General features: G+C 73.8%; 10 protein-coding genes. 8 read left to right on the top strand and 2 right to left on the bottom strand.

Translation table 11 applies throughout. The features are described 5' to 3' along the window. Positions 1-29: 29 nt before the first annotated feature. The 3 genes from AB0I32_RS21535 to AB0I32_RS21525 are packed head-to-tail and all read left to right on the top strand — an operon-like array spanning position 30 to position 2,916. Entirely contained in the window at positions 30-869 is an 840-nt protein-coding gene (locus tag AB0I32_RS21535) for a hypothetical protein (RefSeq protein WP_357509732.1), read from the top strand. Next, complete coding sequence (locus tag AB0I32_RS21530; RefSeq protein WP_357509730.1) at positions 866-1,864, top strand: prephenate dehydratase domain-containing protein; 999 nt, start codon at positions 866-868, stop codon at positions 1,862-1,864. The genes AB0I32_RS21535 and AB0I32_RS21530 overlap by 4 nt, the downstream gene beginning before the upstream one ends. Then, entirely contained in the window at positions 1,861-2,916 is a 1,056-nt protein-coding gene (locus AB0I32_RS21525; protein ID WP_357509728.1) for a prephenate dehydrogenase/arogenate dehydrogenase family protein, read from the top strand. The genes AB0I32_RS21530 and AB0I32_RS21525 overlap by 4 nt, the downstream gene beginning before the upstream one ends. A gap of 23 nt (positions 2,917-2,939) precedes the next feature. On the opposite strand, the gene AB0I32_RS21520 is transcribed toward AB0I32_RS21525, so the two are convergent. Together AB0I32_RS21520 and glgX are read right to left on the bottom strand one after the other, a co-directional pair. Continuing rightward, positions 2,940-4,655 carry an FAD-binding dehydrogenase gene (locus AB0I32_RS21520; RefSeq protein WP_357509726.1) on the bottom strand — a complete coding sequence of 572 codons (1,716 nt, stop codon included), beginning with the start codon at positions 4,653-4,655 and terminating at the stop codon, positions 2,940-2,942. A 9-nt stretch (positions 4,656-4,664) separates the two neighbouring features. Beyond that, positions 4,665-6,983: a glycogen debranching protein GlgX gene (gene glgX, locus AB0I32_RS21515; protein ID WP_357509724.1), complete on the bottom strand. Its 2,319-nt coding sequence runs from the start codon at positions 6,981-6,983 to the stop codon at positions 4,665-4,667. A gap of 78 nt (positions 6,984-7,061) precedes the next feature. Here glgX and AB0I32_RS21510 point away from each other — a divergent pair, with 78 nt between their 5' ends. The 5 genes from AB0I32_RS21510 to AB0I32_RS21490 all read left to right on the top strand — a co-directional run. Further along, the gene (locus tag AB0I32_RS21510) at positions 7,062-8,150 is read left to right on the top strand and encodes a HesA/MoeB/ThiF family protein (protein ID WP_357509722.1); all 1,089 of its coding nucleotides are present in this window, start codon (positions 7,062-7,064) and stop codon (positions 8,148-8,150) included. A 117-nt stretch (positions 8,151-8,267) separates the two neighbouring features. Then, on the top strand, positions 8,268-10,433 hold the full coding sequence (locus AB0I32_RS21505) for a PhoX family phosphatase (RefSeq protein ID WP_357509720.1): 2,166 nt from the start codon (positions 8,268-8,270) through the stop codon (positions 10,431-10,433). Positions 10,434-10,563: 130 nt separating this feature from the next. Beyond that, a complete protein-coding gene (locus AB0I32_RS21500; RefSeq protein ID WP_357509718.1) occupies positions 10,564-11,847 on the top strand; it encodes a cysteine desulfurase family protein in 1,284 nt (427 codons plus the stop codon). Further along, the gene (mnmA, locus tag AB0I32_RS21495) at positions 11,847-13,118 is read left to right on the top strand and encodes a tRNA 2-thiouridine(34) synthase MnmA (RefSeq protein WP_357509716.1); all 1,272 of its coding nucleotides are present in this window, start codon (positions 11,847-11,849) and stop codon (positions 13,116-13,118) included. The genes AB0I32_RS21500 and mnmA overlap by 1 nt, the downstream gene beginning before the upstream one ends. A gap of 40 nt (positions 13,119-13,158) precedes the next feature. After that, positions 13,159-14,263, top strand: a 1,105-nt coding sequence (locus AB0I32_RS21490; RefSeq protein ID WP_357509714.1) for a hypothetical protein, incomplete at its 3' end; no start/stop codon positions are given.

The following is a 14,263-nucleotide window of genomic DNA, read 5'->3' as shown; positions in this document are numbered from 1 at the left end:
GGACGGCTCACCGGCGGTAGGTTTCGCACATGCTTGGACGTAGCGAGCGGGAGTCTCCCGCGCACGCGGTGCTTGCCGCGCAGATGGCGGGCTGGAACGACCCGGTCGAACTGCTGGACCTCGGCACCACGGCGGACACGCTCGCCACGGTGGCCGGCATCGAGGCACTGGCGGCGGTGGTGCACCTGGGACACCCGGAGCACCCCGCGCCAGGCCTCGAGCGTGCCCTCCTGGAGGGTGCGCCGTCGCTCATCGTGACGGGTGCGGTAGCCGTGCCCGGCCAGTGGGTGTGGGTCGGCGCGGGCTCGACCGTGGGCCAGGTGGTGGTCGACGAGGCAGGGATGCGGGACTGCGCGAGCGTCCTGCGGAGCCTCGGCGCCAGCCCGCGCCTCGTGCCGACGCGCACGACGGTCGAGGAGCGGATAGCCCTCGCGGGTGAGGGCGGGTCGCTGGTGATCGAGCGGTCCCGGGTCCCGGCGGGCTTCGCCGAGCTGCCCGACAGTGCTGCGCTCGCCGAGGGCGGACCCGTCTGGTACGGGCTCCTGGAGTCCCGTGGCGACTGGCCTGAGTTCACCGACCCTGCGCAGGTATGGCTCGCGTTCGGGCCGGCCGACGACCACCTCGGTTCCCTGCAGCCGACGCTCGCGCTCGTCGCCGACGCCGGCCTCGACCTGGACCACCTGCGCAGCCAGCCGTCGTCGGCGGGGCCGCACGTGTTCTTCACGTCGTTCTCCTGCCCGACGTCGGACGTGCTGAGCGACCTGGTCGCCGCGCTCACCGAGCGGGGCGTCGCACACCGCACCCTCGCGGTCCTGCCCGGCGAGTCGTTCGTGCCGGGGCCGGACGCGCTGACGCCACGGTGGGCATGACGGTGGGCATGACGGTGGCAGGCACCGACCGCGGCACCCGGGCCGCGTACCTGGGCCCTGAGGGCACGTTCACGCACCAGGCGGCGCTGGAGTGGGCGGGCCTGCACGCCGCGGCAGGCGGTTCGACGGGCGACGTGACCGTCGAGCCGCTGGCCACCGTCAAGAGCGTGCACGACGCCGTGGCCGACGGGCGGGCCGACGTCGGCGTCGTCGCCATCGAGTCGTCGGTCGAGGGCTACGTGGTGCCCTCGCTGGACGCGCTGCTGTCCAGCCCGGACGTCGTGGCCGTGGACGAGGTGGCGCTCGACGTGTCGTTCGACGCGTTCGTGCGCCCTGGTCACGGCGAGCTGACCGAGGTCTCCGCGCACCCGCACGGCCTGGCGCAGTGCGCCGGCTTCGTCACGAGCACCGGCCTGGCGACCGCGCCGGCGTCGTCCAACGCGGCGGCATGCCGCGATGCCGGACCGGGCACCATCGCGCTCGGGCCCACGATCTGCGGCGAGCTCTACGGGCTGGAGACGTACGCGAAGGCGGTCGAGGACTTCCGCGGCGGCCGCACCCGGTTCTTGGTCCTGACCCGGCGTAGCGCGGCCGACGCGCACCTGGCGCGATCCCGTGCGGCGGGCGCGACGGCCTGGAAGACGATGCTGGCCATCACCCCTGCGGTGACCGGCCCAGGCGTGCTCGCGCGGATCACCGCGGCGTTCGGGGACCGGGGCGTGAACATGTCGAGCCTGATCACGCGGCCGCTCAAGGCACAGGAGAGCAAGTACGTCTTCGTCGTGACGTTCGACGAGGCGCCGTGGGACCAGGGCGCCCGCGAGGTGGTGAGCGACCTGCTCGCCGCCGGCGACTCCCTCAAGACGCTCGGCCTGTTCCCGGCGGGCGCCGGCTTCCGGGCGCTCGACGGCGTGCTCGACCCGGACCACGTCCCGGTCGGCTCGATCTCGGCGAAGGACTCCGACCAGGCGCGTGAACGTGGGCTGCTGTGGTGAGCGGCTCCGGGGCTCAGCACGGCCCGGTGGGGATAGTCGGCCTGGGACTGATCGGCGGCTCCCTGGCCAAGGCGCTGCAGGCGGCGGGGGTGCCGGTCGTCGCGACCGACCCGGCGTCGAACGAGGAGGCCCGCGCGGCGGGCCTCCCGGTGGTGGACGACGTCGCGGGGCTCGCCCTGCACCGCCCGGAGATCGTGGTGCTCGCCGCGCCGCTGCGCGCCATGCGCGCGGTCGCGGGGGAGCTCGCCGAGGCGCTGGCGGGCGAGCCGGGCTGGGACCCGACAGTGACCGACGTCGGCTCGGTGAAGGCGCCGGTGCGGGAGGCGGTGGCGGACGCCGGTCTGGCCGGCCGGTACGTCGGCGCGCACCCAATGTCGGGGACGGAGCGGAGCGGGTTTGATGCCTCCTCGGTGGAGCTGATGCAGGGCATCCCGTGGGCGGTGACGTGCGCGGCGGCCGAGGCCGGCGTGGCCGCGACCGACCCCGTCCGGCTGGAACGGGTGCTGCGGCTGGTGACCGGCCCGCTCGGCGGGACGGCCGCCGTGCTCACCGACGACCTGCACGACGAGGCGGCCGCCCTCGTGTCGCACGTTCCGCACGTGCTGGCCAACCAGCTGCTCGGGGCGGTGTCCGGCGCCCCGGTGCGGGACCTGGCCCTGGGGCTCGCGGCCGGCTCGTTCCGGGACGGGACCCGGGTCGGGTTCACCGACCCGCGCCGCACCGAGGCGATGGTCACCGAGAACGCCGCCTGGGTGGCCCCGGTGCTGCGGCTCGCGGCCCGGGACCTCGAACGGCTCGCGGACGAGCTCGAGTCCAACGCGCCGACGCACTGGTTCTTCGACCGCCCCGACCCGGTGCGCGAGCTGATCGGCCGCCCGGGCGGGCAGCGCGTGACCGGCCTGCGTCCGGGTGACGGGGTCCCCCGCACCGGCGTCGGTTCGGACGCCGAGGTGGTCCCGCTGACGGGCGACTGGCCGGCGGAGCTGGTGGCGCGGTGCGCGGCGGGTGCGGTGGTGCTCCGCCTGGAGGACGGCAAGGCGCTCCTCCAGTAGTAGCAGGAGCCGGTGGCGGGGTTCTACAGTGCCGCCGCCAGGGCCCGGCCCGTCGTCCGGCCCGTGAAGAGGCAGCCGCCCAGGAACGTGCCCTCCAGCGCGCGGTGCCCGTGCGAGCCGCCGCCGCCGAAGCCCGCGGCCTCGCCGACCGCCCACAGCCCCTCCAGCACGTCCCCGGACGAGGTCAGGGCGCGGCCCGTCTCGTCGCACCAGATGCCGCCAAGGGTCTTGCGGGTCAGCACCGTCAGGCGGACGGCGAGCAGCGGCCCGTCCTGGGGGTCGGTGATGGCCCGCGGCGGGGACACGCGGATGGCCTTGTCCACGATGAAGTGCCGTGCGGCCGACGTCGCCACGACCTGCGGGTCCTTGCCGAGGCCCGAGGCGACCTGCGCGTCCCGGGCCGTGATGAGGGCGGCCAGCTCCTCGGCGTCGATGTGCCCGGCCGAACCTTCGGTGGCCTCGGTGAGGGCGTTCATCTTCGCGGCGAGCTCTGCGGGTGTGCTCGCCCAGAGGAACTCCTCCGACTGCTCCGCGAACGTCCGCACCGGCACCGACTTCCCGCGGACGCGCTCGAGCAGCAGCGGTACGGACTTGCCGGTCAGGTCAGGGTTCTGCTCGGAGCCCGACAGCGCGAACTCCTTCTCCATGATCGTCTTGTTCAGCACGAACCAGGAGTGGTCGTCCCCGCGGTTGGTCACGTGCTGCAGCGCGCCGAGGGCGTCGAAGCCGGGGAACAGCGGGCTGGGCAGGCGGCCGCCGTCGGCGTCGAGCCACAGCGGGGACGGACCGGCCAGGATCCGGATGCCGTGCTTGGACCAGACCGGAGAGTGGTTCGCTATGCCCTCGGGGTAGTGCCACATGCGGTCCTCGTGCACCAGTGTGGCGCCCGAGGCGGCAGCGACGCCGAGCATGAGCCCGTCGGTGGAGTCCGGGACGCCCGACAGCATCCGGGTGGGCAGCCGGCCGGCGTCCGCCGACCAGTGGGCGCGCGCCAGGTCATGGTTCGCACCGATACCGCCGCTCGCGACGACCACGGCCCGCGCGGTCAGCTCCACCTCGCCGGTCACCGTGCGGCTGGAGGGCTCGCCGCGGCCCACGCCGTCGTCGGCAAGGATCTCGGCGCGCACCCCCGTGACCCGGCCGTCGGTGGTGACCAGCGACGTGACCCGGTGCCGGAAGCGCAGGTCCAGCAGCCCGGCCCGGTTCGCCTCGCGCGCGGCGACGACGAACGGCGCGACGACGGCGGGGCCGGTGCCCCAGGTGACGTGGAAGCGCGGCACCGAGTTGCCGTGGCCGCCCGCAGGGTATCCGCCCCGCTCCGCCCACTGCACCGCGGGGAACCAGCGCACGCCCTTGGCGTGCAGCCACGACCGCATGTCGCCGGCGGCGAACTCGACGAACCCCTTGCCCCACTTGTAGCCGAAGCGGTCCGGACCCTCGCCGCGCTCGGCGCCCGGCGCGAACTGGGCGGAGCCGAGCCAGTCGGCGAAGGCGAGGTCGAACGAGTCCTTCACCTTGAGGCGGCGCTGCTCGGGGGAGTCCACGAGGAACAGCCCGCCGAACGACCACCACGCCTGGCCGCCCAGCGACGCGGCGGGCTCCTGGTCGAGCAGGATGACCCGCTTGCCCGCCGCCGTCAGCTCGGTCGCCGTGACCAGCCCCGACAATCCCGCTCCGATGACGATGACGTCGGTCTCGACCGGGGCGGCAACGTCGTTGTTGTGGACGGAGTCAGTCATGAGCGAACCTTAGCGGGGCGCACCCCGCGAGAGCAGCACCTGGAGGCTGAGCGCGTCCAGCGTCACCGAGGTCCGCGGGCCCGCCTCGTCCTCGGGGACGAAGGGGAAGTCCCACGAGGAGTCCCAGACGAGCTGCCAGGGCGCGCTGTCGCTGTCGGCCCGCGGGGGCAGCGTCACGTGGGCGTCGTCCAGGTGGCCGTTGATGACCAGGAGCACGTCGGCGTCACCGGCCGCCGGTCCCGGACGCAGCATCTGCAGCACACGCCGGCAGGTCTGGTTCCAGGTGGCGGGCTCCATCAGCACACCGTCGGCGGCGAACCAGAGCAGGTCCGGGTCGGACTCGTTCGGCCGTGGCGAGCCCAGGAAGAACGAGTCGGCTCGCAGCGCAGGGTGCTCCCGTCGCAGCCGTAGCAGGTACCGGGTGGTCTCGAGCAGGTCGGTCGCGGCGTCGTCCATCGCCCAGCGGAGCCACGAGACCTCGTTGTCCTGCACGTACGCGTTGTTGTTGCCGCCCTGGCTGCGGCCGAACTCGTCACCGGCCGTGAGCATGGGGGTGCCGGCGGAGAGCAGGAGCGTGCCCAGCAGGTTCCGCTGCGACCTGCGGCGCGGCGGCACGATGGCCTGCCACGGTTCGGTGGTGGCGTCGTCGCCGGTGGACGTGTGCCCCTCGATCCCGTGGTTCCACGACAGGTTGTTGTCCGTGCCGTCGCGGTTGTCCTCGCGGTTGGCCTCGTTGTGCTTGTAGTTGTAGGCCACCAGGTCGGCGAGCGTGAAGCCGTCGTGCGCCGTCACGTAGTTCACGGACGCCACGGGCCCGCGGACCAGCGGCGGGTCGCTCGGCCCGAACAGGTCGGCGCTCCCGGCCAGCCGTGTCGCCAGGTCGCGCAGTCCGAGCATCTCCTGCCCCCGTACGCCCTGCTTGGGCGCGTCCAGCCAGAAGGCGCGCGCGGCGTCGCGGAACCGGTCGTTCCACTCCGCCATGGGCGGCGGGAACGAGCCGGTCTGCCAGCCGCCGGGGCCGACGTCCCAGGGCTCCGCGACGAGCTTGAGGCCGGACAGCACCGGGTCGGTCTGCAGGGCGACCAGGAACGGGTGGTCCGGGTCGAAACCTACGGTCCCCCGGCCGAGCGTCACCGCCAGGTCGAACCGGTACCCGTCCACGCCGACGGTCTCGGCCCAGTAGCGCAGCGAGTCCAGGGCCATCTGGATCACGCGCGGCCGCCGGAAGTCCAGCGAGTTGCCTGTGCCCGTGACGTCGGCGAGGGCGGCGGGCGAGGCGCCGTCGTGCAGGTAGTAGAGGGGGTTGTCGAGGCCGCGCCAGGCCACGTGCAGGTCGTCGTCGCCGCCCTCGCACGTGTGGTTGTAGACGACGTCGAGCAGCACCTCGATACCCGCCTCGTGCAGCAGGTGCACCATGCCGCGCACCTCGTCGAGCACCGCCTCAGCGCCCTGTTCCTGCGCCGCCTGCGTGGCGTAGGCGGCGTTGGGCGCGAAGAAGCCGAGGGTGTTGTAGCCCCAGTAGTTCTGCTGGTCCTGGGCCGCCAGACGCGACTCGGCGAGGCTCTTGTGGATCGGCAGCAGCTCCAGCGTCGTGACGCCAAGGCTCAGCAGGTGCTCGACGACGGCCGGGTGCGCGGCCCCCGCGTAGGTGCCGCGCAGCTCCGCCGGGATGTCCTCGCGGAGCATGGTCAGGCCACGCACGTGCGCCTCGTAGATCACCGTGTCGGCCCAGGGCACGCGCGGCCGCGACAGGGGAGCGGGCGGCGGCAGCGGCGCGACGACGACGGAGTGCGGCACGTACGCCAGCGAGTCCCGCTCGTCCGCCGCGCCGTAGCGGTCGCCGAGCCACCAGCCCGGCTCGCGCTCCGTGGACACGGAGCCCACCACCTCGGGACCGTAGCGCAGGCGGCCGGCGAAGCCGCGGGCGTACGGGTCGACGAGCAGCTTGGCCGGGTTGTGCCGCATCCCCGCCTCGGGTTCCCACGGCCCGTACACGCGGAAGCCGTAGCGCTGGCCGGGGGCGATGTCGGGCACGTGCGTGTGCCAGACGCCGTACACCGGGCCCACCATCTCGACCCGGCGCTCGGTGTACCGGGCGGGGTCGTGCTCGTCCAGGTCCGGGTCGGTCACGTCGATGAGGCACAGGTCGACGGCGGTGGCGTGGGACGCGAGGACCGCCGCATCGATCCCGCCGTCGGGCGTGACGTAGACGCCCAGCGGCGGGACGTGGCTGCGCCTGGCCGTCGGCCGGATCAAGGGCCGGACGACCGGACGGGGCGCCGGGTCGCCCGGCGCCCGCTGTGGTTCTGCTCGTCGTGACTGCACCATGTGGCTCATCGTTGCAGGCGGGCAACCATGGGCCCAACCTCGATCGTTGTTGGCGACGGGGCGTGGTGGAATGGGCGGATGGAGCAGCTCGAGCCCGGCAGGGGATCTCTCGCCCCCGCGGAACGGCGCCGGGTCGCGCGGCACCTCCTGCTCGACGGGTTCGGGCTGGCCGCGCAGGAACGCCTCGCCGCGTCGCGCGTGGTGGTGGTGGGCGCCGGCGGACTGGGGTCCCCGGTGCTGCAGTACCTCGCTGCGGCCGGGGTGGGCACCATCGGCATCGTCGACGACGACGTCGTCGAGGCCTCCAACCTGCAGCGGCAGGTACTGCACTCGGTGGCCGACGTCGGACGCGCCAAGACGGCGTCGGCCGCCGACGCGCTGCGCGGGCTCGCGCCGTCGGCGGAGGTCGTTGCGCACTCCGAGCGGCTGACCCGCGACAACGCCGCCACGATCCTCGGCGGGTACCACCTGGTGGTCGACGGCTCTGACACGTTCGAGACGCGCTACGCCGTGTCGGACGCCGCGGCGAGCCTCGGCCTGCCCGTCGTCTGGGGCACCGTGCTGGGCTGGGACGGGCAGGTGAGCGTCTTCTGGTCGGCGGCACCCGACGGGAGGGCGATCACCTACCCCGACGTGTTCGGTCCGCAGCCGCCCGAGGGGGAGTCGTGCGCGACGGTGGGCGTGCTGAGCCCTGCGTGCGGCGTGGTGGGCTCGACGATGGCGGTCGAGGCCGTCAAGGTCCTGACCAGCACCGGAGATCCGGCGCTGGGCCGGCTGCTGGCCTACGACGCGCGCACCTCGGCGTGGGACACGATAGAGCTGGCCGCGCCGCCGTCGTCCCCGAGCGGTGTCGCGTCCGCGGAGCCGACGTCGGCCGCGAAGCCGGAGCACGAGCCCGCCGGGCCGACGTCCGACAGCCCTTGGCTGCCCGAGCTGCCCGGGGTGCTGCTGCTCGACGTCGGGCTGCGGCCGGGTGCGGTGCCCGGTGCGGTGTTCGCCCGCCTGGAGGATCTGGCGGCCGGCAACCTGCCGCCGGAGCTGCTGGACCATCCCCTCGACGGGCCGGTGGTCGTGGTGTGCGAGCGCGGGCTGCGGTCACGTGGCGCGGAGCAGCTGCTGCGTGCCGAGGGGTGGCGCGACGTCACGAGCCGCGCCATCCTCAAGTGAGCCCACCTGCTGGACACGTCCCGTTCATCTGGACGTACCGGACCTTTGGTGGGCGAGACACCGCCTGCTCCTAGGTTGACGACGACCTACCCCCCAGCTCTGACCGGAGAACCTCCGATGACGATCGCTCCTGAACACCGCACGCTGCTGACGGTGCAGACGCACGCGCGCGGCAAGCGCAGCCCCGTCACGTGCCGCCTCAAGTGCAACGACGCGTGCCTTCACCCCGCTCCCAACGAGAGCGCCAACGAGTACTTCAAGGACGTCGTGAGCTCGGTGCTGTCCCGCCGCGCGATGCTCGGCACGCTGGCGGTCGCCGCCGGTGCCGTGGTGATCGGTGCGCAGGGCGTCGGCGCGCCGTCCGCGGCCGCCGCGACCCTCCCGGAGGGGCGTTTCCCCGGCCACGGTGGCCGCGGCCTGGCCTTCGGCGCGATCGACCCGCAGCCCGTCGACGTCGACGCGCTGGTCGTCCCCGATGGCTACACCTGGGACCCGATCATCCGCTGGGGTGACCCGATCCTCCCGGGCGGGCGCACGTTCGACCCGAACAACCAGTCGCCGGAGCAGCAGGCCAAGCAGTTCGGCTACAACTGCGACTACCTCGACATCCTGCCGTTCGACGTCGGCGACGAGCGCCGCGGAACCCGCGGCCTGCTCGTGTCGAACCAGGAGTACACCAACGCGGCGATCATGTTCCCGCCGACGGAGAAGTACTGGGAGAAGGACGCCGCAGGCAACGTCACCACGACGAAGAACGCCTACGCCCGTGCCATCGAGCGCGCCGCGCACGGCATGGCGGTCGTCGAGGTCCGCCGCAAGGCCCCGGGCAAGCCCTGGACCTACCAGCGGATCAGCCCGTTCAACCGCCGGATCCACCTGGACACGGAGTTCGTCGTCGACGGGCCGGCCGCAGGCTCCGACCTGCTCAAGACGTCCGCGGACCCGACGGGCACGCGCGTGCTCGGCACGATGAACAACTGCGCAGGCGGCACCACGCCGTGGGGCACCGTGCTGTCGGGCGAGGAGAACTTCAACGGCTACTTCAAGGCCGCCGGCGTCAACCCGGCCGCCGACGCCCGCTACGGCATCGGCTCGACCACCAGCTACGGCTGGGAGGCCGACGACCCGCGCTTCGGTGGCGGCGCCGGGTTCGAGAACGAGGCCAACCGCTTCGGGTGGATCGTCGAGCTCGACCCGCACGACCCGTCCGCTGCGCCCGTGAAGCACACCGCGATGGGCCGGTTCAAGCACGAAGGTGCCAACGTCACCCTGTCCTACCGCGGCCACGCCGTCGCGTACATGGGCGACGACCAGGCGTTCGACTACGTCTACAAGTTCGTCTCCAAGGACCGCGTGGCCAAGGGCGACTCCCGCTGGGCCCGCAAGCACAACAAGACGCTGCTCTCGGAGGGCGACCTGTTCGTCGCCAAGTTCACCGGTGACTCGCCGGCCGCCGAGATCGACGGCTCGGGCGCGGTCCCGTCCGACGGCGCCTTCGACGGCACCGGCGAGTGGCTGCCCCTCGTGCAGAACGGCCGGAGCAAGGTGCCCGGCATGTCCGTCGAGGAGGTGCTCGTCTACACGCGCATGGCCGCGGACAAGGTCGGCGCCACCAAGATGGACCGCCCGGAGGACGTCGAGATCAGCCCGGTCACGGGCCGCATCTACGTGGCGTGCACCAACAACTCCGGCCGCACCCCGACCAACACGGTCGAGGGCGCCACCGAGGCCAACCCGCGCACCCACAAGGTCGTCGGCGGCGTCACCAACAACGGCAACCGCGACGGCCACGTCGTCGAGATCATCCCCTCGGGCGACCAGACCTCCACGCGCTTCACGTGGAACCTGCTGCTCGTCGCGGGCGACCCCGCCGTCGAGGGCACGTACTTCTCGGGTTACCCGAAGGAGCGCGTCTCGCCGATCTCCTGCCCGGACAACCTCGCGTTCGACGCCGAGGGCAACCTCTGGATCTCGACCGACGGTGCGCCGAGCTCCAACGCCATCGCCAAGTGCGACGGCCTGTTCAAGGTGCCGGTCGCGGGCCGCGAGCGCGGGCACGTGCAGCAGTTCCTCTCGGTGCCGCGCGGCGCTGAGACCTGCGGCCCGCTCGTCGACTCGCGGGACGGCATGGTCTACGTCAACGTGCAGCACCCGGGCGAGGACGGGACGTACGCGGCGCCCCAGTCGTTCTTCCCCGACTACGTGGCCGAGGGCGTCACGCCGGAGGCCGGCGACTTCCGCGGTCCCCGCCCCACGGTCGTCCAGGTCTACCGCAAGCGCTGACCGCCTACTCCTGACCGCCGAGGTAGAGCGTGTGTCCGGACGCACGCTCTACCTCGGCGGTCCGAGGCACGAGTCCGCACAGCGTCACACCTCGGGATGCGATCCGGGCCCTGCGGCGTTCGTAGACTTGATGACCGTGACCACCCCGCCTCCAGTTCCCGCACGCACGCCGCTCACGGCGAGCGGCGCGCACGGCGAACCGCCCCGTGAGCCGGACGGCGCATACCTCGACCACGCCGCGACCACGCCCATGTCGGCAGCGGCGCTCGCGGCGTTCGTGGCCGAGGCGCAGCGCACCGGCAACGCGTCGTCGCTGCACTCCGCGGGGCGCACGGCACGGCGCGCCGTCGAGGAGGCGCGCGAGACGCTCGCGAAGTCCCTGGGCGCCCGGCCGAGCGAGGTCATCTTCACGTCGGGCGGCACCGAGTCGGACAACCTGGCGATCAAGGGCATCTTCTGGGGACGCCGTGCGCAGGACACGCGCCGCTGCCGGATCCTCGTCTCCGCCGTCGAGCACCACGCGGTGCTCGACCCGGCGTTCTGGCTGGCCGGCCACGCCGGCGCCGAGATAGTGCTCCTGCCCGTCGACGGCGAGGGCCGGCTCGACCTCGACGCCCTGCGCGCCGAGCTCGCCGCCCACGCCGAGGAGACGGCACTGATCAGCGTCATGTGGGCGAACAACGAGGTGGGCACGCTGCAGCCGATCCGCGACGTTGTGCGCGCCGCCCGCCCGTACGGCATCCCGGTGCACACCGACGCCGTTCAGGCCGTGGGCCAGGCGGAGGTGTCCTTCATCGACTCCGGCGTGGACGCCATGACCGTCAGCGGCCACAAGCTGGGCGGCCCCGTCGGCGTCGGGGCGCTGCTCGCGAAGCGCGACCTGGCCCTCGACGCGGTGCTGCACGGAGGCGGCCAGGAGCGCGGCGTGCGCTCCGGGACGCTCGACACCGCATCGATAGCGGCCTTCGGCGTCGCCGCGCGACACGCTGTCGAGTGCCTGCCGCAGCGTGCCGCCCGGCTGTCCGCCCTGCGCGACGACCTCGTCGCCCGTGTCCGCGTCGCGGCACCCTCCGCGGTGCTGCGCGGCCCCGAGCCGACGTCGGGCGACCGGCTGCCCGGCAACGCGCACTTCACCTTCCCCGGCGCCGAGGGCGACTCCCTGCTCTACCTGCTGGACTCGGCAGGGGTGCAGGCGTCCACCGGTTCGGCCTGCCAGGCGGGAGTGCCACAGCCGTCGCACGTGCTGCTCGCCATGGGCGTCCCCGAGGCGGAGGCCCGCGGCGCCCTGCGGTTCACGCTCGGCGCCACGTCCACCGAGTCCGACGTCGACCGGCTCGCCGCCGCGCTGCCCCACGTGGTCGCCCGGGCACAGGCCGCCGGACTGGTGTCCGGCCGTTCGATCGGAGGCATGTGATGAGGGTGCTCGCGGCCATGTCGGGCGGCGTGGACTCCGCGGTCGCCGCGGCGCTCGCGGTCGAGGCGGGGCACGACGTCGTGGGCGTGCACATGGCGCTGTCCCGGAACCGGGACCAGTTCCGGACCGGTTCGCGCGGGTGCTGCTCCATCGAGGACGCCGGCGACGCCCGCCGCGCGGCCGACGTGCTCGGCATCCCGTACTACGTGTGGGACCTGTCCGAGCGGTTCGAGGACACCGTCGTGGCCGACTTCCTGTCGGAGTACGAGGCCGGCCGCACCCCCAACCCGTGCGTGCGCTGCAACGAGCACATCAAGTTCGAGGCACTGCTCGACAAGGCGACGGCCCTCGGGTTCGACGCCGTCGCGACGGGCCACTACGCGCAGATCGTGACCCGCGAGGTCGCCCTGCCCGACGGCGGGCTGCGCACCGTGCGCGAGCTGCACCGCTCGCCGAACGACGCCAAGGACCAGTCGTACGTGCTGGCGGTCGCCGGGCCTGAGCGGCTCGCCCGCGCGATGTTCCCGCTGGGCGGCTTCGCGTCCAAGGACGAGGTGCGCGCCGAGGCCGCGAAGCGCGGCCTGTCGGTCTCCGCCAAGCCCGACTCCTACGACATCTGCTTCGTCGCCGACGGCGACACCCGCGGCTTCCTGCAGTCCCGCCTGGGCTCGCGTCCGGGCTCCGTCGTCGACACCGACGGCGAGGTCGTGGGGGAGCACGACGGCGCCTACTCGTTCACCGTCGGGCAGCGTAAGGGGCTCGGGCTCGGGCGGCCCGCCGCGGACGGCAAGGCGCGGTACGTCGTCGACGTGCAGCCCGCGACGAACACCGTGGTGGTGGGACCTGCCGAGCTGCTGAGCGTGGACCGGATCGCGGGGGAGAAGGCCCTGTGGTTCGAGGGCGTCCTGGCCCCGGCGCCGCTCGCCGAGGCCGCGTCGTCGGTCGAGGCTGCCGAGACCCCCGCCGACGTCGTCCCGGACGCGGACGGCTGGTTCACCGCCGAGGTCCAGGTCCGCGCGCACGGCGCGCCCGTCCCTGCGCGGGTGCGGTCAACCGCCCCGGCCGGTGGCGCTTATGGTGACGACGTCGCGGAAGGCGGGAGACCGGCGTCGGCGGACGGGGTGGACCCGGCCCCGGCGATGGAGATCGAGCTGACCGGGGCGCCCCTGCGGGGTGTCGCGCCGGGCCAGTCGGTGGTCGTGTACCGCGGCACGCGTGTGCTGGGCCAGGCGACCGTCTCCCGAGCCTGGCGGGCTCCCGCCCCGCTCTAGCCGGCGCCGCGAGCCCTGCATATCTGAACAAGGAGAGCTGATGACCGCTGTGACCGGACACGGGCCCTGGCCCGGAGGCGAGCGCGATGTGCTCGAGGCGCAGCAGACGGCGCTCGGCGAGGTCGCCGAGCTGCCGACCGGCGTCGACGCGCTGCCGTTCCTGACGCAGCTGGAGCAGCGTGGCCCGGGCGCCGACCCCCTCGGGCGGACGGCGGTGCGGCTCGCCGAGATGCCCGTCGAGCTGGGGCCGCACGGCTGGAAGCTCACCGACAGGCCAGGGATCGACGCGCGGCGGGCCGATACGTTCTGGCGCGAGGACCTCGGAGCCCTCGCCATCGCGGCGCACGGCCACACGGGCCCGCTGACCGTGGAGATGCTGGGGCCGTGGACGCTGGCGGCCCAGCTCTGGTCGGCCCGCGGGGATCGCGTCCTTGCGGACACCGGGGCCCGCGTGGACCTGGGTCTCGCGCTCGCCGGGAGCCTGCGCACGCTCGTCGCCGACATCGTCGCCCAGGTCCCTGGCGCAGAGGTGACCGTGCAGCTCGCGGAGCCGCTGCTCGGCCAGGTGCACGCGGGCGTGCTGCCGACGTTCTCCGGGTTCTCGCGGCTGCGGGCAGTGGCGGGGCCCGAGATCGTCGAGGGCCTGGAGCCCGTGCTCGCGGCCGTGCGGGACGCCGGCGCGCGCTCCGTCGTCCACCTGGGCAGCACCTGGGTCGGTGTGCCGGCGGTGGTCCTCGCCGGCGCCGACGCCCTGGGCCTCGACCTGGCCGACGTCGGTCCGGGCGGCTGGAACGAACGGGCCTGGGAGCTGCTGGCCCGCGCGACGGAGCGTGGGACCGGGCTCTGGGCGGGGCTGCCTCCGGCGCAGGTCTCGCAGTGCGCGGGTCCGGCGCTCGGCACGCTCGCCGACCTGGTCGCCGTCCCGTGGCGGCGGATCGGCCTGCCCGCCGCGCAGCTCGCCGAGGTGACGCTCCTGGCCGCGCACCGGAGGTCGCTCGGCTCGACGGACGCCCACCGCGCGGAACTGGCCAACCTGGGCCGCGTAGCGGAGTGTTCTCGACGGTCGCCGGCTCCGGGTTGGTCACGATGGCCTCGACCTCCGCGCGGTGCGCGGCCATGCCCGCGAGGACCGCGGGCTCGTAGTG

Origin of the sequence: Promicromonospora sp. NPDC050249, assembly GCF_040656015.1 — a bacterium.
GTDB lineage: Bacteria > Actinomycetota > Actinomycetes > Actinomycetales > Cellulomonadaceae > Promicromonospora.
This window is presented reverse-complemented; position numbering and strand designations above follow the sequence as displayed.